This window comes from Streptomyces flavovariabilis (assembly GCF_000725785.1).
Lineage (GTDB): Bacteria > Actinomycetota > Actinomycetes > Streptomycetales > Streptomycetaceae > Streptomyces > Streptomyces hawaiiensis.
On record NZ_JNXD01000015.1, the window covers coordinates 131941 to 152717 of the forward strand.

At 71.2% G+C, this 20777-nt stretch carries 17 protein-coding genes; 7 read left to right on the forward strand and 10 right to left on the reverse strand.

Annotated features, from left to right (window positions below; translation table 11 throughout):
- The first annotated feature begins 191 nt into the window (after positions 1 to 191).
- The 5 genes from IO24_RS0125670 (at position 192) to htpG (ending at position 6113) form a co-directional block, all read left to right on the forward strand.
- Entirely contained in the window at positions 192 to 1451 is a 1260-nt protein-coding gene (locus tag IO24_RS0125670) for a cation:proton antiporter (protein ID WP_031139328.1), read from the forward strand.
- 584 nt (positions 1452 to 2035) lie between these two features.
- The gene (locus IO24_RS0125680; RefSeq protein ID WP_031139330.1) at positions 2036 to 2323 is read left to right on the forward strand and encodes a DUF3040 domain-containing protein; all 288 of its coding nucleotides are present in this window, start codon (positions 2036 to 2038) and stop codon (positions 2321 to 2323) included.
- 195 nt (positions 2324 to 2518) lie between these two features.
- Entirely contained in the window at positions 2519 to 3292 is a 774-nt protein-coding gene (locus IO24_RS0125685) for a hypothetical protein (protein WP_031139332.1), read from the forward strand.
- Positions 3293 to 3408: 116 nt separating this feature from the next.
- A complete protein-coding gene (locus tag IO24_RS0125690) occupies positions 3409 to 4128 on the forward strand; it encodes a class F sortase (protein WP_078899381.1) in 720 nt (239 codons plus the stop codon).
- Between the two features lie 86 nt (positions 4129 to 4214).
- On the forward strand, positions 4215 to 6113 hold the full coding sequence (htpG, locus tag IO24_RS0125695) for a molecular chaperone HtpG (protein WP_031139338.1): 1899 nt from the start codon (positions 4215 to 4217) through the stop codon (positions 6111 to 6113).
- Between the two features lie 13 nt (positions 6114 to 6126).
- Here htpG and IO24_RS0125700 read toward each other — a convergent pair whose 3' ends face one another.
- From IO24_RS0125700 to IO24_RS0125710, 3 genes are all read right to left on the reverse strand, one after another.
- A complete protein-coding gene (locus IO24_RS0125700) occupies positions 6127 to 6378 on the reverse strand; it encodes a twin-arginine translocase TatA/TatE family subunit (RefSeq protein WP_031139340.1) in 252 nt (83 codons plus the stop codon).
- The gene (locus IO24_RS0125705; protein WP_031139343.1) at positions 6366 to 7031 is read right to left on the reverse strand and encodes a hypothetical protein; all 666 of its coding nucleotides are present in this window, start codon (positions 7029 to 7031) and stop codon (positions 6366 to 6368) included. Before IO24_RS0125705 ends, IO24_RS0125700 begins: the two co-directional genes overlap by 13 nt.
- A gap of 73 nt (positions 7032 to 7104) precedes the next feature.
- On the reverse strand, positions 7105 to 7680 hold the full coding sequence (locus IO24_RS0125710; protein ID WP_031139345.1) for a TerD family protein: 576 nt from the start codon (positions 7678 to 7680) through the stop codon (positions 7105 to 7107).
- Between the two features lie 141 nt (positions 7681 to 7821).
- Between IO24_RS0125710 and IO24_RS0125715 the strand changes: the two genes are divergently transcribed.
- Positions 7822 to 8208 carry a BlaI/MecI/CopY family transcriptional regulator gene (locus IO24_RS0125715; RefSeq protein ID WP_031139349.1) on the forward strand — a complete coding sequence of 129 codons (387 nt, stop codon included), beginning with the start codon at positions 7822 to 7824 and terminating at the stop codon, positions 8206 to 8208.
- A 297-nt stretch (positions 8209 to 8505) separates the two neighbouring features.
- On the opposite strand, the gene IO24_RS0125720 is transcribed toward IO24_RS0125715, so the two are convergent.
- From IO24_RS0125720 to IO24_RS0125740, 5 genes are all read right to left on the reverse strand, one after another.
- A complete protein-coding gene (locus IO24_RS0125720) occupies positions 8506 to 10974 on the reverse strand; it encodes a CBM35 domain-containing protein (RefSeq protein WP_031139351.1) in 2469 nt (822 codons plus the stop codon).
- Between the two features lie 88 nt (positions 10975 to 11062).
- Entirely contained in the window at positions 11063 to 11887 is an 825-nt protein-coding gene (locus IO24_RS0125725) for a carbohydrate ABC transporter permease (protein WP_031139353.1), read from the reverse strand.
- Complete coding sequence (locus IO24_RS0125730; RefSeq protein WP_031139355.1) at positions 11884 to 12807, reverse strand: carbohydrate ABC transporter permease; 924 nt, start codon at positions 12805 to 12807, stop codon at positions 11884 to 11886. The genes IO24_RS0125725 and IO24_RS0125730 overlap by 4 nt, the downstream gene beginning before the upstream one ends.
- 2 nt (positions 12808 to 12809) lie before the next feature.
- On the reverse strand, positions 12810 to 14135 hold the full coding sequence (locus IO24_RS0125735) for an ABC transporter substrate-binding protein (protein WP_031139357.1): 1326 nt from the start codon (positions 14133 to 14135) through the stop codon (positions 12810 to 12812).
- 68 nt (positions 14136 to 14203) lie between these two features.
- Positions 14204 to 15241: a LacI family DNA-binding transcriptional regulator gene (locus tag IO24_RS0125740; protein ID WP_045296525.1), complete on the reverse strand. Its 1038-nt coding sequence runs from the start codon at positions 15239 to 15241 to the stop codon at positions 14204 to 14206.
- A gap of 106 nt (positions 15242 to 15347) precedes the next feature.
- Here IO24_RS0125740 and IO24_RS0125750 point away from each other — a divergent pair, with 106 nt between their 5' ends.
- Entirely contained in the window at positions 15348 to 17483 is a 2136-nt protein-coding gene (locus tag IO24_RS0125750; RefSeq protein WP_420823222.1) for an alpha-galactosidase, read from the forward strand.
- A gap of 10 nt (positions 17484 to 17493) precedes the next feature.
- On the opposite strand, the gene IO24_RS0125755 is transcribed toward IO24_RS0125750, so the two are convergent.
- Entirely contained in the window at positions 17494 to 18609 is a 1116-nt protein-coding gene (locus IO24_RS0125755) for an acyltransferase family protein (protein WP_031139364.1), read from the reverse strand.
- Positions 18610 to 18816: 207 nt separating this feature from the next.
- A complete protein-coding gene (locus tag IO24_RS0125760; protein WP_031139366.1) occupies positions 18817 to 20451 on the reverse strand; it encodes a cellulase family glycosylhydrolase in 1635 nt (544 codons plus the stop codon).
- Between the last annotated feature and the right edge of the window lie 326 nt (positions 20452 to 20777).

The window sequence follows — 20777 nt, forward strand, 5'->3', positions numbered from 1 at the left end:
CTGGCAGCACCGCCCAGGCCGCCGCGCTGTCCGTCACGGCCGCGGCCTCGGGATGCGCACCGACCGCACGGCCCCGGCCGTGCCGCCGAGAGGCGCACGACGCTGCCGTCAAAAGCCCCTTGAAGGAGGAGCCCCTATCCATCCACGATCGGTGAAGCGATCCGCCTGCGCGTCCACGAAGGTGGTGATCCGTGGGACACGCTGACAGCCTTCTCGCCATGGGCGGAGCCTTCCTGGCCGCCGCCTTCCTCGCCCGCCTCGGCGGCAGAATCGGACTCCCGATGATCCCGCTGTTCATGCTCGCGGGCATCCTGCTCGGCCCCCACACCCCCGGCCTCGTCATCGTCGAGGACGCGCACGACTTCGAGATGCTCTCCGCGCTCGGACTGGTGCTGCTGCTGTTCTACCTGGGCCTGGAGTTCCATCTCGACGATCTCAAGAGCGGTGGCCGGCGCCTGCTGACGGCGGGCGGGATCTATCTGCTGCTCAACGTCGGCGCGGGGCTGGGATTCGGCTTCGCCCTGGGCTGGGGCGTCCGGGAGGCGCTGGTCCTCGCCGGTGTCCTCGGGATTTCCTCGTCCGCGATCGTCACCAAGATCCTCATCGACCTGGGTCGCATCGGCCGCCCGGAGACGCGCCTCATCCTGGGCGTCATCGTGGTCGAGGACATCTTCCTCGCCCTGTACCTGGCCGCCCTCCAGCCGGTCATCAGCGGCGCCCAGGGCTCCGGCGACATGGTCCTGCAGGGCGCCAAGGCCTTCGGCTTCCTGCTGCTGCTGGCCGCCGCGGCCCGCTACGGCACGAAACTCGTCGGGCGGCTCATCGCGACCCGCGACAACGAACTGCTCGTCATCAGCTTCCTCGGCGCGGCCGTCCTGGTGGCGGGAGTCGCCGAGGTCCTCGGAGTCGCCGACGCCATCGGCGCGTTCATGGTCGGCCTGATCCTGGCCGGCACCCCCTCCGGCCCGCGCATACGGGACCTGGTGCACCCGCTGCGCGACGCCTTCGCGGCCATCTTCTTCTTCGCCTTCGGACTGTCCATCGACCCCGGCGACATCGTCTCCGTCGTCGGACCGGTCGCCGCGGCGGCCGCACTGACCCTCGTCATGAACGTCCTCGCGGGTCTCCTCGTCGCCCGTGTGTACCGCTACGGCATCGAGCCAGCCGCCGAGATCGCCGCGACCCTCGTGGCCCGCGGGGAGTTCGCGCTGATCCTGGCCGCCATGGCCGCCAGCGCCGGACTCGACGCCCGGCTCGCCCCGTTCATCGCCGGGTACGTCCTCGTCCTCGCGGTCGCCGGCCCCATCGCCGCCGGACACGCCCCCCTGCTCGCCCGCGCGCTCCGGACGGGACAGGGCCTCCTGCCCCGCCCCCCGGCCCCGGCGTACGACGACGAGCCCGGGAGCGCCGGCACGCCCTCCGCCTCTCAGCACGCCGAGGCCGAGCGCTAGCCGAGGCCGAGCGCTAGGGGGCCGCAGTCCCGAGGCCCATGGCGGACGCGCTCGGGGCTCGATCAGCCCGAGACGGTCCTTCAGCCCGAGACGGTCCTTCAGGCCGAGCTTCCGGATCAGGTCGGCGCGGTGCCGCTACGGCCAGGTCGGGGCCGGACGCCGCGCCGCACCGGGGCGTGGTCGTCGGCGAGCAGGATGCGGGTGGCGGAGTCGGCCAGCACACGGGCTTGCTGCTCGTGTCCCGCCCTTTTCGAGAGGGGCCGACCGGTACCTTCCTCACCCGGCGTGTGCGCTGCCCGGCCGCGCCGCCATCCGTGACAGCACCCATCCCCGGACCGAACACCGGTCTGTCGGCTGGGCGTTCATGGGGGGCGGCCACCGGGAAGGATGGGGGTGGGACCTGATGGCGGAAGCCGCTGGAGGAGGGAGAAGCTGAAGCCCTGGTGAGACAGCCGCGTCCGGCCGCACCGCCGCATCGGCGGCCCGTCTCCCTCCGCAGCGTCACAGGACCCGACACCCCAGGACTTGTCATGGCCTCGGCCGTGCCCTGCCGCGAAGCGCTCGGGTTCCGGGAAGGAGAAGCCGTGCCCCAGTCCGAAGACCACCGTCTGGTCGATCTCGAAGCACGACTCGAGCGGGAGGACCCCCGCTTCACCCGGGCCATGAGGTCCGGCCGCCCCGTCCGGCCCCGGGAGTACCGGCGTACCGGTGCCTGGTGGGGGCTGGCACTCGGCGTCGCCGTGCTGGGCTGCGGCATCGCCCTGTCCCAGGGGCTGCTCATCGCGGGCGGGCTGGTCCTCGGCGGCATGGCCGCCCAGCTGGCCGATCCGGACCCGGCCCGCATGACGCACCGGGGGTTCGGGCGGCGCTGAGGGGGACGGACCTCGCGATTCCCGCGGCGACGGCCGGGCCTCCGGGGTGTGCCGCCGTCAGAGTGCCGTCGTAACCCGTGTGAACGCCCTGGATGGTGGGACGGCCCGGCGTGACCGACGGTGGTTGACGTCGAGGCCGGGTCTCGTGAGCTGGCAAGGCGTCAGCTGCCCGGCTCGCGACGGAAGGACTCACCGATGCGCTCTGCCCGCATGCTGCTCGCGACGGCCACTGCCACGGCGGCCCTCGCGATCGCCGCGCCCGCATACGCCGAGGCGATGGGCGACCAGGACCACGACACCACTTCCTACAGCAAGGAGCACCACAAGGACGGCAAGCACGACAAGCCGCGCGGCGGCGTACACACGGGTGGCGGAGCGCTGGCCGCGGTGACCGCGGACGACTGGGACAGCTCCGAGCACGACAAGGACGCGCACGGCGACAAGCGCCACGAAGAGGGCAAGCACGAGGAGCACGGCAAGGACGACGGGCACGAGAAGGATTCCTGGGAGGGCAAGCACGACAAGCACCACAAGGACGGCAAGCACGACAAGCCGCGCGGCGGCGTACACACGGGTGGCGGAGCGCTGGCCGCGGTGACCGCGGACGACGACTGGGACAACCCCAAGCACGACCCGGACACGTACAAGGACGGCGAGCGCGGCGAGGACGACTGGGGCGGCAAGCAGGAAGAGGACGGCTACGGCGACAAGCGCGACGAAGAGGGCAAGTACGAGGAGCACGGCAAGTACGAGGAGCACGGCAAGCACGATGAGCACGACGGGCACGAGAAGGGCTCCTGGGAGGGCAGGCACGACAAGCACGACAAGCCGCGCGGCGGCATGCACACCGGTGGCGGCGGGCTCGCCTCCGCGCCGGGCGTGACCGCCGGCGGGCTGGCGGCGCTGGCCGTGGCCGGCACCGGCCTGTACGCGCTGCGACGCCAGAAGGCCTCGCGGGGCGCCGCGTGACCGATTCCTGACCGCACAGCCGCCGTGGCCGCCGCACGTGCCCCTCGCGTCGCGGCGGCCCGGCTCGTCGTCCCACTGCCGTGCCCCGCTGCCGTGCCCGAATGAGGTGGTCCTTGATGGCAGCCGTTCCCCCCGCTCTTCCCGATCCCCGCCCCGAACCGTCGAAGCGGCGGCTGCGCACCGTCGTGACGGTGCTCTGGGCGGTGGCCGTCCTCGTCCTGACCGTGAACCTGGCCGGAGGCCGCGACGGGTCGTCCGACGCCGCCGGCCCACCGCACGCGCCGCCGGCCGTGGCCGCCTCCTCGGCCGCCCCCGGCCTGCCCGACACGCCGCCCACCTCCGCCGCGCCGCACCGGTCCGCTGCGTCCGGGGTGGGCCCGCACCTGCCGCGGTCCCGGCCGGTCCGCCTGCTCATCCCCAAGATCTCGGTCGACGCGCCCTTCACCGACCTCGCCATCGGCCGTTCGGGGCAACTGGAGCCCCCGCCGCCGAACGACACCAACCTCGTCGGCTGGTACGCCAAGGGCCACACACCGGGAGAGGCAGGTACCGCGATCATCGCCGGGCACGTGGACACCGTGACCTCCCCGGCCGTCTTCGCCGGGCTCGGCGAGCTGACGAAGGGTGACCGGTTCCAGGTGGCGCGGGCCGACGGCAGCAAGGCGACCTTCGTCGTCGACGCCACGGAGTCCTTCGCGAAGGACGCCTTCCCCAGCGACCGCGTGTACGGCGACACACCGGACGCCCAGGTCCGGCTCATCACCTGCGCGGGTTCCTACGACCGGCAGGCCCGCGACTACACCGAGAACCTGGTCGTCTTCGCCCACCTCGTCTGACTTCCGGTGCCCCGGCCTGACTTGGTGTTTTACAGTGACAGCCACCAGTTCAGGCGACTGTGGGACCTGTGAGGGATTCGCGAACCATGACGACCGAAACGTTTGAGTTCCAGGTAGAGGCACGTCAGCTGCTCCAGCTGATGATCCACTCGGTCTACTCGAACAAGGATGTCTTCCTGCGGGAACTCGTCTCCAACGCTTCCGACGCGCTCGACAAGCTGCGTCTGGAGAAGCTGCGGGACGACTCGCTCGACGCCGACGTGTCGGACCTGCACATCGAGCTCGACATCGACAAGGAGGCCCGCACCCTCACGGTGCGGGACAACGGCATCGGGATGTCGTACGACGAGGTCGGGCAGCTCATCGGCACCATCGCCAACTCGGGTACGGCCGCGTTCCTGGAGGAACTGCGGGAGGCCAAGGACGCGGCCGGGGCGGACGGACTCATCGGGCAGTTCGGTGTCGGCTTCTACTCCGGCTTCATGGCGGCGGACGAGGTGACGCTGGTGACCCGGCGCGCCGGGGAGAGCCAGGGGACGCGCTGGACGTCGCGCGGTGAGGCCACATACACCCTGGAGAGGGTCGACGACGCGCCGCAGGGCACGTCCGTCACGCTCCACCTCAAGCCCGCCGACCCCGAGAACCAGCTGCACGACTACACCTCCGAGTGGACGATCCGGGAGATCGTCAAGCGCTACTCGGACTTCATCACCTGGCCGATCCGGCTGGTCCCGGAGGCGGGTGACGGGGAGGGCACGCCCGAGCCCGAGACACTGAACTCCATGAAGGCCCTGTGGGCACGCTCGCGCGACGAGGTGTCCGACGACGAGTACCACGAGCTGTACAAGCACATCAGCCACGACTGGCGCGAGCCCCTGGAGACGATCCGGCTCCAGGCCGAGGGCACCTTCGAGTACCAGGCCCTGCTCTTCGTCCCCTCGCACGCCCCGCACGACCTGTTCACGCGGGACTTCAAGCGCGGCGTCCAGCTGTATGTGAAGCGCGTCTTCATCATGGACGACTGCGAGGCGCTGCTGCCGCCCTACCTCCGCTTCGTCAAGGGCGTCGTCGACGCGCAGGACCTCTCGCTCAACGTCTCCCGCGAGATCCTGCAGCAGGACCGCCACATCCGGATGATGCAGCGCCGGCTGACCAAGAAGGTGCTGTCCACCGTCAAGGAGTTCATGACCAAGGACGCCGACCGCTACGCCACGTTCTGGCGTGAGTTCGGCACCGCCCTCAAGGAGGGCCTGGTCACCGACTCAGAGAACCGCGACGCCATCCTCGCCGTCTCCTCGTTCGCGACCACGCACTCCGACGACGAGCCGACCACCCTCGCCCAGTACGTGGAGCGGATGAAGGACGGCCAGGACGACATCTGGTTCATCACCGGCGAGTCCCGGCAGAGCATCGAGAACTCCCCGCACATGGAGGCGTTCCGGGACAAGGGCATCGAGGTCCTGCTGCTCACCGACGCCGTCGACGAGGTCTGGGTCGACGCCGTCGGCGAGTACGAGGGCAAGAAGCTGCGGTCCGTCGCCAAGGGCGAGATCGACCTCGACGGCGAGGGCGAGGAGAAGGCCGGCGAGGAGCGGGAGAAGCAGGCCGAGGAGTACGCCGGGCTGCTCGGCTGGATGCGGGAGCAGCTCGACGAGGACATCAAGGAGGTCCGTCTCTCCACGCGGCTCACGGTCTCCCCGGCCTGCATCGTCTCGGACGCGCACGACCTGACCCCGGCCCTGGAGAACATGTACCGGGCCATGGGCCAGGAGGTGCCCCGCACCAAGCGGATCCTGGAGCTCAACCCCGGCCACCCGCTGGTGAAGGGCCTGCACCAGGCGTACCAGGCGAGCGAGGACCGTACCGAGCTCGCCGAGTCCGCCGACCTGCTCCACACCCTGGCGGTGCTCGCCGAGGGCGGCCAGCCCAAGGACCCGGCGCGCTTCGTCAGGCTCGTGGCCGACCGTCTGGAGCGCACGCTGTAGTCACGGGGACGGATCAGCGGTGGTCCGGGGCGCCCGCCGCGCGGGCGCCGGGCGGGATCGTGCCGGTGCCCGGCGGGACGATCTCGCCCTGGACCACCCGCGGCGCGGGGGCCGTCCCGGCCTCCTCGTCCTGCGCCGCGCGGGCCTCGGCCTTGAGGATGCGGGCCGCCTTGCCGGCCGAGCGGGTCAGCTCGGGGAGTTTCTTCACCCCGATGACGGCTATGACGACGATGAGAATGATCGCGAGCTCGCTCAGTCCGAACATGGTGTCCTGTCCTCTCTCGCCCGGGCCGGGCACGGCGCGAGCGTATCGGGCGGGGAGCACGGCGTGATCGCCGTCTCGGGATGCGGCATCAGGTGCCGGCGCAGGTGCGGCAGCATCCCGCGGTCGAGCAGCTCCTGCCGCCAGACCAGCCGGGCGTGCTCCACCTGGTCGGCGGCCGGGGGCGCGCCGCGCCGGCGCAGGGCCGTGTGCAGCAGGGCGGCCAGGGTGACGAGGCCGGTCACGGCCGCCACGAGCGCCAGGGTCCAGCCGGCCGCGACGAGCGATCCGGGCAGCGGGCCGAGAGTGCCGGCGACGTGCAGCAGACCGCCGGTCAGGAGCAGCGCCGCGGCGGAGGTGCCCGCCACGAGCGGTGTGAGCACCGCGAGGGCCGGCAGCAGACTGCCCGCGCCGAGCGGACCCCGCGCCTCGTGCCGGGCGGCCCTGCGCACGGCGAGGTAGGAGCGGTACGGCTCGTCGGCCGCCGCCGCGATGTCGTCGGCGCGGGCGAGCGCGTGAGCGCGCAGGTGCGCTGCCGCCCGGCCGGTCGGGTCGGCGCCCAGGGCGCCCCGGATGTCCGCGGTGCCCAGCGCGTGGTGCAGTACGGCTTCGAAGTCCGCGCGGTCGTCCGGGCGGAGTCGGGACAGGTCGGCCACAGGGTCTCCCGGTCGGTTGCTGGTACGGCCGCCGGCCCGCACGCGTGCGGGCCGGCGGCGAGGTCGGTACGTGTCAGACGTTGACGCCGAAGTCGGAGGCGATACCGGCCAGACCCGAGGCGTAGCCCTGGCCGACGGCACGGAACTTCCATTCGGCGCCGTGCCGGTAGAGCTCACCGAAGACCGTCGCGGTCTCGCTCGAGGCGTCCTCGGACAGGTCGTAGCGGGCGATCTCCTGGCCGCCCGCTTGGTTCACGACCCGGATGAAGGCGTTGCGGACCTGCCCGAAGCTCTGGCCACGGTTCTCCGCGTCGTGGATGGACACCGGGAACACGATCTTGTCGATGCCGGCGGGCACGGCAGCGAGGTTCACCTTGACGGACTCGTCGTCGCCCTCTCCCTCACCGGTAAGGTTGTCGCCGGTGTGCTCGACCGAACCGTCGGGACTCGTGAGGTTGTTGTAGAAGACGAAGTGCTGGTCCGAGGGGACCTTGCCGGAGGCCTCGAGGAGCAGGGCGGAGGCGTCGAGGTCGTAGTCGGTGCCGGTGGTCGTGCGCACGTCCCAGCCCAGGCCGACGAGGACGGCGGTGAGACCGGGCGCCTCCTTGCTGAGCGAGACGTTGCCGCCCTTGGACAGGGAAACTCCCACGGGGTGCTCCTTCTTGAGCGCTTGACGGGTGCGGTGCGGATGCCACCCTGAAATCTACAGCAATGTAGAAGCCGACAGGGTCGGGCCTGTGGATCTATACGATGTCCGCGAGGCAGCGCACGGCGAGAGTGAGGCAGGGCGGTGACGGATCCCGGGCAGCGTCCCCGGCGGGGACAGGGTGAGCTGGAGGCGCTGGTGCTGTCGGTGCTGCGGGAGGCGGACGGCCCGGTCACGGCCGGCTGGGTGCAGGAGCGCCTCGGCGCTGACCTGGCGTACACGACGGTGATCACGATCCTGACCCGGCTGCTGGACAAGGGCGCGGTCACCCGGGAGCGGGCCGGCCGGTCCTTCGCCTGGACACCGGCCTCGGACCAGGCGGGCCTGGCCGCGCGCAAGATGCGCAAGGTACTGGACGCCGAGAGCGACCGCGGGGCCGTGCTGGCCAGCTTCGTCACCGGCCTCGGTCCGGACGAGGAGCGGCTGCTGCGCGACCTGCTGGATCAGGCCCGGAGCGAAGGGGAGGACTGAAGCCTCAGCGCCGCGGCGCTGCTCGGCCCGGCTCCCGCCGCGCGCCCCCGGCCCCCCGCCGTGCGCCCCCGGCCGCCGGCGTTCACCGCGGCCGGACCGGCGGCGTGGGGCGCCGCCGTGGGGCGGCCGTCTCGGCGATGTCGTTCACGACCATGCCGTCGGCGACCCCGACGCGACAGTGCCGCAGCCCGCCTGGACGGCGGGCTGCGGCACCAGGGCGCGCTGACCTCATGTCACCGGGCTGCGCGCGGAGGGAGACGCCTCACTCATGCGCGACCGCACCCGTCACCGCACGGCTCAGCCCACGACCCGGCCCAGCTCGATCCGGTCGATGTTCGGGGCCCAGGCGCCGGCATTGCCGAACGTCACCTGGTTCGTGCCCTTCGCCAGCTCGACCGGGACGCCGACCGTCCAGTAGTCGTCCCAGCTCCAGGTGTTCTTGAAGGTGACCTTCTGCGCTGCGGCGCCTCCGACCTTGATGTCCGCCGTACGGGACATGATGTCCGTGTTGTAGGCGTGGCCGTTGTCCCGGCGGTCGTTGTGGGCGTAGTGGACGACCAGGACGTAGCGGCCGGACCTCGGTGCGGTCACCGTGAACTCGGCGGTGCTGGAGGGGCTGTTGCCCAACTGACCGATGTACGAGCCGGCGGACGCGTGCGGGGAGTCGACGAGCTTCGCGCCACCCGCGAGCGTGGCCGAGGCCCCCTCGTAGGAGAGGGCGCCCGAAGCCGAGCCGTCGCCGGAGACGTCGAGGGAGCGGACGGCGGCGTGGCCCGACGTCATCGCGACCCGGTTGTTGCCCGCGACGAGGTACAGCCGCAGCGGGCGGCCGGGCGCCGCCGTGACCGTCTCGCCGTGCAGCGCGAGCTTCACCGCCGCCGAAGTCCGCGGGGTCACCGTGTAGTAGCCGTCACGCGGGGCGTAGACGTCGAAGACGGCCTTGTCGCCCGAGCGCAGCACCAGGGCGCCCGTGCCCACGCCGGCCGAGGACGAGTAGTCGTACGACGGCTTGCCGCTGATGTCCGCCAGGGTGGCCTCGTACGACGCGGAGGCCGCGCCGGTGCGGGGCGTCAGGTCGATCCGGTCGAGCGTGACCTCGGCGTCACCCTTGGACAGGACCAACTGGTGTGTCCCTGCCTTCAGCCGGACACCGACGTCCTTCTTGGCGCGGTAGGTCCAGTTCTCGGTGGAGGGGTAGGTGACCGTCACCGGGTCGGCGCCGTCGACGATCAGCTTCTGCGTGGCAGGGCCGCCGGACTGGTTGCCGTAGAGGATCGACAGGTCGTACGTGCCGTCCTTCGGCACGTTCACCGTGAACGCGACCTTGCTGCCGGGCTGGTTGAGGGAACCGACGTCCTTGGTGCCGGAAGCCGCGTAGCCGTTCGCGTTCTGGACCGTGCCCTGCGTGTAGACCTTGCCGTCGGTGAGGGCCGCGTCCTCGGCCTCGTACGACGCCGACCACGGGACGGCGGCGGCGGACGGGGTGCCGGAGCCGCCGGGGGTGAGGACGATCCGGTACGCCGACATCCTGTGCAGGCCGCGCAGCGGGACGGTCACCGAACCGTCCTCCGCGACCTTCACCTTGGTGCGCGCGAGGACCCGCGGAGCCGCGTGCTGCCCCTCGTATCCGGACCAGGCGGCCTCGGCGACCGTCGCGGTGACCGTGCGGCCGAACACGGAGCGGGGGACGTTCTTCACGACCACGTCCGAGTCGCCGTCCGAGCCTCCGAGCACCACCTGCGCCTGGCGGCGGGAGGGGTCCAGGGAGGCGAGCCCCTGGAGGGTGTCGACAGTGTTCGGCTGCGGCGGCGTCACCTTCACGGTGTTCCCGGTCAGGCCCGCGTACCAGCGGAACAGCCACCAGCCGCCGTTGGGGATGTTGGAGCGCACCACATGGCCGCTGAGATTGCCGGCGGCGTCCCAGTAGGCCATGTTGGCGTACACCTTGTTGCGCTCGAACATCGACACCCACTGCACGAGCTGCCCGGGCACGGACAGGTCGCGGCGGTTGGCGTACTCGTCGATGTTGATCTTCAGCGGGGCGACGCCCGCCGTGCGCTCCAGCCGGCGGTAGTCGTCGTAGTGCGCCTGGAAGTCGCGCAGGGAGCCGGAGCCGAGCTCGTGCCAGGTCATCACCTGGGGAAGTACGTTCTCCCGCTTGGCGAAGGCGAGGAAGTCCTTCAGCAGACGGGTGTGGTAGGCGGCTTCGTTGGGTCCGGCGATCCTCGCGTCCGGGTCGATCGCGCGGATCCGCTGGTACACCGTCTTCCAGTCCTCGAAGAACCGGTCGCGGTTCTTCTCGTACTGGGCCTGGTCGGCGACGTCGAGCTTGTACCAGATCTGGTCGGGCTCGTTGAACGGGATGTAGACGAAGCGGTCGCTGTTCGGGTCGGCCGACACCTCCTTGACGATCTTGTCGACCTTGGGGAGGTAGTCGTCGATGCCCAGGTCCTCGTAGGGCCACTTGGCGTAGATGTCCTGCATCATCACGTTGATCTCGCCGCCGCCGGTGCGGAAGAACGACTTGGAGACCGTGAGCGCGTCGCCGTTGGGGTGCTGGGCGCCGCCCTCCGGCTTCTGCGAGATGCTGGTGATCTTCAGGGGTTCCATCACGGCGTCGCTGGGCACACCGTCGTCGCTGAGCCCGTAGAGGGAGCCGTTGGCGCCGAGCATCACCGGGCCCTCGGAGGAGTTGAGGTCGACGGTCAGGCGCTGCGGATCCGCGGCCGCGGCCGCGGATCCTGCGGCGGGGAGGGTGGCTGCCATGGCGGCTGCTCCAAGTAGTGCTGCGAACAGAGCGGTTCTGGTACGGGATCTCATGCGGGTGGGGGTGATCACGCTGCTGGACCTCCAGTCACTTGACGGCTCCACTGGTGATTCCGGAGACGATCTTTCGCTGGCCGACGAGGAACACGGCGACCATGGGCAGGCTCATCACCACGACGTACGCGAAGACGAGATGCCAGTTGTTGAGGTAGAGCTGGGCACTGGCGACCTGGTAGAGGTTGAGCGGCAGGGTCGCCCGGTCTCCGCCGCCGAGGACGAAGAACGCGTAGAAGACGTCGCTCCAGGCGTAGAGCATCACCATGATCGTCGCGGTGGCGATGACCGGCCGGAGCAGGGGCAGGACGATCCGCCAGAAGATGCGTGACGGGCTCGCTCCGTCCATCCGGGCCGCCTCCTCCAGCTCCAGCGGGATGGCGCGGATGAAGCCGGTCATGAAGAAGACGGACGTCGAGAGGTACATGCCGGTGTAGACGGCGATCATGCCGGGGCGGGTGTTGGACAGCCCCAGTTGCCGCAGCTCCATCACGATGGTGATGACGGCGGGCGGCAGCAGCAGCCCGCTGATGCACAGGGCGTACGCCGCCGACACCAGCTTCGACTTGCGGCGCGCGAAGACCCAGGCGGCGCCCGCACCCAGGATCAGTACCAGGACCACCGAAGGCACCACGACGAGCAGCGAGTTGAGGAAGCCGCGCAGCATCTCGCCCTGGCTGACGGCGTCCGCGTAGTTGCTCGCGGGCTGCCACCGCCCGGGCAGGTCCAGGTTCGGATTGATGGCCTCCGCCTGCGGCTTGGCCGAGGTGACGGCGACCAGCCACAGCGGCACGCCCACGGCCAGCCCCGCCAGCAGCAGGACCAGGGCGGGCCGGCCGTAGCGCCACACCGGGGTCATAGCATCTGCTCCCTTCGCCGGAGCCCCACGACCAGCGGAATCGCCACGGCGACCACGACCAGGAAGAGGACGAGGCTCATGGCGGAGGCCTGGGCGTACAGACCCTGTCCGAAGATCCGGAACATGTAGATGTTGAAGACCTCGGTGGAGGCCGCGGGTCCGCCGCCGGTCGTGGCCTGCACGATGTCGAAGGTGTTCATCGAGCCGATCAGCGCCGTGGTGACGTTGAAGGTGACGGCCGGCGCGAGCATCGGCCAGCGCACCGACCAGAACGTCCGCCAGGGCCCGGCGCCGTCGATCCGGGCGGCTTCCAGCATGTCGCCGGGGATGCCCTTCAGGCCCGCCAGATAGATCAGCATGGACAGGCCCATCCACTTCCACCCGTGGATGAGCGTGACGATCACCAGCGTCCAGGTCGTCGAGCCCAGCCACGGGACGTCCGTTCCCAGGACGGAGTTGACGGCTCCGTCCTGGTCGAGGAGCGCCTGGAAGACGTACCCGGTCGCCAGTGCCGAGATCAGCACCGGCAGGAAGAAGACGGCACGGAAGAACCGGTTGAAGCGGCTGTCGTCCTCCAGCAGCAGCGCCAGCACGAGCCCGAAACCGTTCTGGAACACCGCCGCCAGCAGCGCGTACACCAGTGTCGTGCGGATCGCGCGCAGCAGCGAACCGTCGTCGGCGATGGTCCGGAAGTTGTCCAGGCCCGTGAAGGCGATGTCCGCGTGGTACGAGGACCAGTTGGTGAACGGGTAATAGAAGTTCAGCAGGTTGGGCACCAGGAAGAAGCCCGCGAAGACGACGATCGCGGGGAGCGCGAACCACCAGGGGTGGTGCACGGCGGCGCGCGGGAGTCGTCCCACGCTCTTCGGTGCGCCTTGTGCAGCCGGCTGCTTGCGCGTACGTACGACCGTGTCCGCCATCGTCAGAACCCGGGGGCGCCCTGGGCCTTGGCCACCTGCGCGAACTGGTCCTGGATCGCCTGCGCGACCTGCTGCGGGCTCTTCTTGCCGAAGATCATGTCGGCCAGGTAGAGATGCGTGTCGGGTGCGACGATGGCCTTGGCCTGGAACACGCCGATGGCCTTCGGCAAGGCCGCCACCTGCGCCTTGGACGTCTCGGGCAGTCCGTCGGGGGTGGGCACGGAGGGCTGCACCGACGGGATCTTCATCGCCTTGATGTAGTCCGGGTAGTCCGGGCCGAGCCAGAAGGCGAGGAACTGCCGGGCCGCGTTCTGCCGCTTGTCGTCACCGGTCCTGAAGGCGACGACCCCGTTGGTCTGGTCGGGGGAGTACAGGCCGGTGGCCGAGGAGTTGGCGACCGGGAACCAGCCGATCTTGTCGTCGATCTCGGCGGTGGAGTGCTTGGCCTGCAACTGGCTCTGGAAGGAGGTGACGTTGAGGACCATGCCGGCCTCGCCCTTCCACAGCGCGTCGGCCTGCCCGGTGAACGTGCCCGTCCGGTAGTTCTTCTGGGCGAGCCCGGCGTCGAGCAGCTTCTCCTTGTACTTCTTGATCGCGCCGACGACGACCGGGTCGGTCCACTTCTTCTTGCCCGTGTTCAGATCGGCCCACCACTGCCGGTCGAGGTCGGTGAGCTGGATCTGCATCTGCCACTGGAGCGGCCACTTGTCGCCGCCGGCCTCGTAGAAGGCGGCGGAGTCGGTCTTGTCGACGACCTTGTGGCCGAGGGCGAGCAGCTCGTCGTAGGACTTCGGGAAGTCCTTCTCGCTCAGCCCGGCCTGCTCGAAGACGTCCTTGTTGTAGTAGACGCCGAGCATGGCCGGGCTGGTGACGATCGCCGCGTAGCGCTTGCCGTCGATGACGCCGAGAGACTTCTCCGTGTCACCGAGCCTGGAGACCCAGGGCTCGCCGTCGAGGGTGAGCAGGTTCTTCTGCGGCTGGACGAACGGCAGGGTGGAGATGGACGGCTGCCAGAACATCAGGTCCGGGCGGTCGCCGGAGGCCAGCTTCGTCGGCACGTTCTGCTCGTAGAGGTCCGGGATCGCCTGGGTGTCCACCTCGGCGCCGGTCGCCTTCTCGAAGGCGTCGATGACCTGCTGGGGCGCGGTGACCGTGTTCTGCGCGGTCCACATGGTCAGCTTCACGCCGTCCAGCCGTGCGGTCGGATCGACCGCCGTCTGCCTGGCGCCGTCCGAACCGGCGTCCCCGGCGGTGGGATCACTGCACGCGGTGGCGGCCAGGCCGGTGGCGCATATCAGCGCCAGGGCGGGGAGAACTCTTCTGTTCATCTCGTGCCTTTCCGAGCAGCGGTTCGGTTCAGGAGGCGGGACTCGACTGCGGTGCGCTCAAGGGATGTTCAGTCATCGTCGGGAGGTGGCCCCGAGCTCTCCCGCACCACCAGTTCCGGCACGGACACGGGATGCGGGGCGACCGGTGCGGACTCCTCCAGGGCGCCGTGGAGCAGGGCGAACGCGGCCCGGCCGAGGCCGGTGAAGTCCAGGCGCACGGTCGTCAGGGCCGGGGTGAGGAAGGCGGAGTGCGGGGCGTCGTCGAACCCGGCCACGCTGACCTCGCCCGGCACGGACCGGCCGGACTCGTGCAGGGCGCGGAGCACGCCGAGCGCGAGGTCGTCGTTGCCGCACAGGATCGCGGTGACCGACGGGTCGCGCGCCAGCTCCAGCCCGGCCGCGTGGCCGCCTGCCGGTCCCCAGGTGCTCTGTGCCGGCCGGGGTTCCGGGGCGCCCGCCTCCTTCAGCGCCTGCCGCCAGCCGCTGGTGCGGGCGCTGGTGCGACGGGTGCTGGACGGGATGGCGACATAGTGGACGGTCTCGTGGCCCAGGGACAGCAGATGGCGGGTCGCCTGGTAGGCGGCCTCGCGGTCGTCGGTCCACACCCACGGGCTCTCGCCGCCGGGCGGGCTCGCCGGGGTCTCGACCACGCCCACCACCGGCAGCCCGGTGGGCACGGCCTCCAGGGCCCGGACACCGGCCGGATCGTAGGCGATCACGACGATCCCGCCGCCCGCGTCCGTCGCGCGCTGCACCTCGGCGGCGACGGCCGCGTCCTCGGCGGATTCCAGCACGCCGATCCCCACGGCGTAGGACGCGGCTCGGGCGGACTCCTCGATGCCCTGAAGGATCGAGGCGTAGCCGTAGTGGGTCGTGTTCGCGGTGAGCACGGTCACGGTACGGGTGCGCCCGCTGGCCAGGGCGAGGGCTGTGGCGTTGCGCCGGAAGCCCAGCTCCTCGATGGCGCCCAGCACCCGCTCCCGGGTGGACGGCCGGACGCTGGGATGGCCGTTGATCACCCGCGAGACCGTCTGGTACGAGACCCCGGCGGCCGTGGCGACGTCCCTGATGCTCGCCGGGCGCCTTGTGTGACCGGTCACATTCATGCGAGGATTGTGACCGGTCACACTTGGGTCGTCAAGAGACCGTAACGAGGGATTCACGCGGACCTCCGCTCGTCGGCAACGGGGCGGGGCCAGGAGGGGGAGCACCTTGACCGGCACGGCGGATGCGGCGCACATGGCCTCCAACCAGCGTCAGAACGAGTTCACTTGGGGGCACGAGGCGCTCGACGCCCGGTTCGCGGTCGACGCCGACGGGACACCACGACTGGTCCGGCTGACGCACCCGGACGACGATCGCCGAACCGGCCCGCCGCCCGCCGCGCTCCCGCTGGTGGAGCTCACCGCCCTCGGCCACGGCAGCGGCTGGTCCGGCCCCCGCTTCACCGGCACGGCCTTCGGCGCCCGGCTCGCCCACCGCGGCCAGCGCACCGGCAGCCGCGACGGCTGGCAGTGGCTGACCGTCGAACTCCACGACCCTGCGACCGGGTTGACGGCGTTCGCCGAACTCACCTCACCGACCGGCCTGCCCGTCCTGCGCTCCCGCGTCCGGCTCCGTAACGACGGCCGTGAACCCCTGGTCGTCCAGTCCGTCAGCAGCCTGCTGCTCGGCGGTCTGCCCGCCCCGGACGCCCTCGACGTCCACCGGGCCCGCAACGACTGGCTCGCCGAGTGCCGCTGGTACACCGAGCCGCTGCGCGCCTCCGTCGCCGACATCAACACGGACGTCCACGAACACGACAGCCGGGCGGCCCTCGTCCTCACCGGACGCGGCAGCTGGCCCACCGACGGCCATCTCGCCATGGGCGCGCTGACCGAGCGGGACGGCGGCCGGGCCTGGGTGTGGCAGGTCGAGTCCCCGGCCGGCTGGCGCTGGGACCTCGGCGAACGCGCCCACGGCAGCTACCTGGCGCTGAACGGCCCCACGGACGCGGAGCACCAGTGGCGGATCCGCCTCGAACCGGGCGAGGAGTTCACCACGGTTCCCGGCGCACTGGCCCTCGGCCCGGACCTCGACACCGCGATGGGCGCCCTCACCTCCTACCGCCGGGCGATCCGCCGCCCGCACCCGGACCACACCGCCCTCCCCGTCGTCTTCAACGACTACATGAACACCCTCATGGGCGACCCGACCACGGCCAAGCTGCTGCCGCTGATCGACGCCGCCGCCGACGCCGGCGCCGAGTACTTCTGCATCGACTCCGGCTGGTACGACGACGACACCCGGGGCTGGTGGGACAGCGTCGGCGCGTGGCAGCCCTCGCCGCGCCGCTTCCCCGACGGCGGCATCCAGGCCGTCCTGGACCGGATCCGGGAGCGCGGAATGGTGCCCGGGCTGTGGCTGGAGCCGGAGGTCGTCGGGGTTCGCAGCCCCGTCGCGGCCGAGCTGCCGCTCGAGGCGTTCTTCCAGCGCGACGGCGTACGCCTCACCGAGCAGGGCCGCCACCAGCTCGACCTGCGCCACCCGGCCGCCCGCGCCCACCTCGACAAGACGGTCGACCGGATCGCCGGCGACTGGGGAGTGGGCTACCTCAAGCTGGACTACAACATCGTCGTCGACCCCGGCACCCAGGCCCCCGGCGACCTCGCGCCGGGAGCGGGCCTGCTCGGCCACGCCCAGGCCTACCTCGACTGGCTCTCCGGGGTCCTGGACCGCCACCCGGGGCTGGTCGTCGAGAACTGCGCCTCCGGCGGCATGCGGATGGACGGCGCCACCCTCGCCGTGGCCCAGCTCCAGTCGACCAGCGACCAGCAGGACCCGCTGCGCTACCCGCCCATCGCCGCCGCCGCGCCCACCGCCGTCCCACCCGAACAGGGCGCCGTCTGGGCCTACCCGCAGCCCGAGCACGACGACGACCTGATCGCCTGGACCCTCGGCGGGGCACTCCTCGGCCGCATCCACCTCTCCGGCCACCTGAACCACATGTCGGACCACCAGCGCGCACTCGTCCGCGCTGCCGTCGACGTCTACAAGTCGATCCGCGGGGACCTCGCCCGGGCCCTGCCGTTCTGGCCGCTCGGCCTGCCCGGCTGGACGGACGAGTGGCTGGCCCTGGGGCTGCGGACCCCCGGCGACGGCACGACGTACCTCTCCCTCTGGCGGCGCGGCGGGCCGGACGAACTCCGCATCCCCGTCCCGCACCTGGCGGGCCGGGCCGTCCGGGCGGAGGTCCTGCACCCGTCGTCGGCGGAGGCGGGCCGGGCCGTCTGGGGAGGGGAGGAGCTGACCGTGTCCGTGCCGCGCACGCCCGGGATGGTGCTGATCCGGCTCGGGCCGGAGTCGTGAGAGGGGCCCTTCACGCGCGTACCGCGTTCCGCTCCCGCGCCTGATCGCGCGCGTCCCGGCGGAACGCCCACGCCATGTCGGGTTCGATCACCCAGCGGAACACCCGCCGCACCGGCGGGGTGCACAGCGCGGTCACGAGCACCGCGGCGACGACCGTCACGAGGATTGCGCCCAGAGGCCGGTGCACCCACGCCGGCTCGTACCAGCCCCAGAACTTGGACCCCTGCGCGACGAAGCCGTGCAGCAGGTAGCCGTAGAGCGTGCCCGCGCCCAGTACCGTGAACCAGGCGCGGCGGCCGGGCACCCAGGCGAGGAAGCAGGCGGCCAGGACCAGCGAGCAGCCGAACGTCACCAGCGTCATGACGGGCCCGTACCAGGAGGGCGCCGCGAGCTCCTCGGCGCTGTCGCGGTGGTAGAACCAGGCGCCGCTCATCCGCGGCACCGCCCAGTAGGCCACAGCGAGCGCGCCGGCGAAGACCGGCACGGCGAGGATCCGGGCCGCGCGGCGCCGCACCAGGTGGAAGTGCTCGGGCCGCACCAGCAGACCGAGCACGAAGTACGGCAGGAACTGCAAGGCGCGCTGCAGGTCGAGGTCGTTGCCGATGGACGGCGAGAGCGTCGCCAGCATCGCGATGACGAGGGCGATCGGCAGCGGCCACCGCACGCGCTGCCAGACCGGCGTGGTCAGCCGCCAGACGAACAGCGCGGCCAGGAACCAGGTCAGGTAGAGAGGGTCCAGCAGGCTCACCGGCCGGTCCGGCTCCTGGTCGGTCCACCGGGTGAACAGGGTGTACGCCGTCTCGAAGACGACGTACGGCACGGCGAGACCGGTGACCAGGCGCCTGATCCGCCCGGGGCTCGCGTCGAAGGAACGCGAGAAGTAACCGGAGATCACGATGAACGCCGGCATGTGGAAGGCGTACACGACCATGTAGAGCGCGCTGACGGTCCGGCTTCCGTCCCGCAACGGCTCCCAGGAGTGCCCGATCGCCACCAGCACGATCGCCAGGTACTTGGCGTTGTCGAAGAAGGCGTCCCGCCGGCCGGCCGGTTCCGTCGCGGGCGGCGCTTTCCGTTCCGTCCCGCCGGTCGCGACCGCGCGCATGCGCAGGGTGTCCTCGCTCATCACGCCTCCCGCGCGGAGTTCGGAGAACCCGGACGGGTGCATACGCGTCTCGCCGGGGGCAGGGCGGTGGGGGGCCGGTGCGACATCCCCGCCGCCTGACCACTGCGGAACGACGTAAACCGCTTTCCGGTGCGGGTGTAGCGCGGATCACAGCAACGGCGGTGCCGCCGGGCCCGGAGCCCGGCGCCACCGCCGTACGGGGCGCGGTCAGCTCACGGAGCAGTCGGCGCCGTTGAGGGTGAAGGCCGTCGGGCTGGGGTTCGCGGTCGACCGGGTGGCCGTGAAGCCGAGGGTGACCGAGCCCGACGCGGGAATCGTCGCGGTGTACGAGGCCGCCGCGACGCTCACCTCGGAGCCGCTCTGGGTCGCCGTACCGCCCCACAGATTGGTGATGCGCTGACTGTCCGGGAAGGTCCAGCGCAGCGTCCAGCCGTTGATCGCCGAGGGGCCGGTGTTGCGCAGGACGATCTCGCCCTGGAAACCGCCGGACCAGCTGCCCGTCACCCGGTAGCCGACACCGCAGGCCGACGGCGAGCCGCCGGGAGAGGTCGTCACCGTCACCGTGCCCGAGCGGGGCGAGCGGTTGCCGGCGGCGTCGCGGGCGTAGACGGCGAAGGTGTGGGAGGTGGCGGGGGACAGGCCGGTGAGGGTGGCGGTGGTCCGGGTGCTGCTGGTGACGGCCGTCTCCGTGCCACCGCTGATCCGCACGATGTCGTAGCCGGTGACGCCGGTGGCGTCGGAGGCGGCGGCCCAGGTCAGGGTGGCCGACGAGGAGGTCACCCCGGAGGCGGTCGGGGTGCCGGGAGCGGTCGGGGGAGTGGTGTCACCACCGCTGCCCGAGTAGATCGCGGCCTCCTTGGCGGTGGCGGCGATGCCGTTCGCTCCGTTGAAGAGCCGCTGACCCCAGGAGGTGAGCTGGTCGGGGTCGAAGTTCGCGACCATGTCCAGATATCCGACGTCGCTGCTGTTGCCGCTCCACGACCAGCCGAGGTACCCGAGGCGGAGCTGCTGGGTCACGGCCAGGATGGTGTCCTCGTCGGGGTTGCCGTCCGAGTGGTCGTGGCCGAACTCACCCACCACGATGGGGAGCCGGGCGGTGACGAAGCGGTTCAGGTAGGCGGTGATCTCGGCGGCGGTGTCGAAGACGCCGTACATGTGGATCGAGAAGACCGTGTTGGCGTCCGGGTCTGCGGCGAAGACCGAGGCGGCGTTGTCGCGCATCGTGAACGCCCAGTCCTGGCCCCAGTTGGGCGCGTCGACCATGATCGTGTGATCGAAGCCGGCATCGCGGAGCTTCTGGATCGCGGCCTTGGTGTCGGCCGTCCACGCCGTGTAGTTGGTGTTGCCGTACGGCTCGTTGCCGATGTTGACGATGACGTAGTCCTCCTGACCGGCCAGCACGCTCTGCACGCTGATCCAGTAGTCGGCGGCGCGGGAGAGCGTGACGGCTCCGCTCTGCTCGCCGTAGCCCGTGGTGTCGTGCACCTCCAGGACGCAGATCAGCCGGTTCCGCTTGCACTGGGAGACCACGTTCGCCACGTCGGCGGCGTCGTTGCGTGTCCAGCGGTCACCGCTGGAGAGGACCACGCGGACGGTGTTGGCGCCCTTGGCCTTGATGTGAGCGAGGGAGCTGATCCGGTCCGGATACCAGGTGTGCGCGTGGTTGACGCCCCGCATCACGAAGTCGTTCCCGGACGCTTCGAGGAGCCGGCCGTCCTGGATGCGGAAGCCGGTGGGGGCGGCCTGTGCGGGGGTGCTGAGGGAGAGGAAGGAGAGGAGGAGGCCGAGCAGGGCCGTGGCCACGGTGGCGAGACGCGGGGCGTTGCCGGTGTGGGGTCTCATGGCGGCTCCAGAGGTGGGGGTGGGGTGGGGTGGAGCGGGGAAGGGGCATGTGCCGGGCGGGGTGCGGGTTGCGGGCGGGATGACGAGCTGGGTGCCGGTGCACGTCGGCCCGGAACCGGGGTGGGCGTGTCGCCGAGCGGGTGCTCCCCTGTGCGGCGTGCCGGGGGCCGGGCGTCGGGTGGTGGTTGGTGCTCTGGCCCCGTCGGGTGTCAGGTGGTTGGTGCTTTGGCTGTGCCGGGTGCCGGGTGCCGGGTGCCGGGTGCCGGGTGCCGCGTGTCGGGCGTCAGGTGGTTGCTGCTTCGGCCCCGCCGGGTGTCAGGCGGGCG

Excerpts from the sequence above, each read along its gene's own strand:
- IO24_RS0125685 (WP_031139332.1), top strand. The coding sequence starts at position 2,519 with ATGCGCTCTGCCCGCATGCTGCTCGCGACGGCCACTGCCACGGCGGCC.
- IO24_RS0125690 (WP_078899381.1), top strand. The coding sequence starts at position 3,409 with ATGGCAGCCGTTCCCCCCGCTCTTCCCGATCCCCGCCCCGAACCGTCG.
- htpG (WP_031139338.1), top strand. The coding sequence starts at position 4,215 with ATGACGACCGAAACGTTTGAGTTCCAGGTAGAGGCACGTCAGCTGCTC.
- IO24_RS0125700 (WP_031139340.1), bottom strand. The coding sequence starts at position 6,378 with ATGTTCGGACTGAGCGAGCTCGCGATCATTCTCATCGTCGTCATAGCC.
- IO24_RS0125720 (WP_031139351.1), bottom strand. The coding sequence starts at position 10,974 with ATGGCAGCCACCCTCCCCGCCGCAGGATCCGCGGCCGCGGCCGCGGAT.
- IO24_RS0125725 (WP_031139353.1), bottom strand. The coding sequence starts at position 11,887 with ATGACCCCGGTGTGGCGCTACGGCCGGCCCGCCCTGGTCCTGCTGCTG.
- IO24_RS0125730 (WP_031139355.1), bottom strand. The coding sequence starts at position 12,807 with ATGGCGGACACGGTCGTACGTACGCGCAAGCAGCCGGCTGCACAAGGC.
- IO24_RS0125735 (WP_031139357.1), bottom strand. The coding sequence starts at position 14,135 with ATGAACAGAAGAGTTCTCCCCGCCCTGGCGCTGATATGCGCCACCGGC.
- IO24_RS0125740 (WP_045296525.1), bottom strand. The coding sequence starts at position 15,241 with ATGAATGTGACCGGTCACACAAGGCGCCCGGCGAGCATCAGGGACGTC.
- IO24_RS0125755 (WP_031139364.1), bottom strand. The coding sequence starts at position 18,609 with ATGAGCGAGGACACCCTGCGCATGCGCGCGGTCGCGACCGGCGGGACG.
- IO24_RS0125760 (WP_031139366.1), bottom strand. The coding sequence starts at position 20,451 with ATGAGACCCCACACCGGCAACGCCCCGCGTCTCGCCACCGTGGCCACG.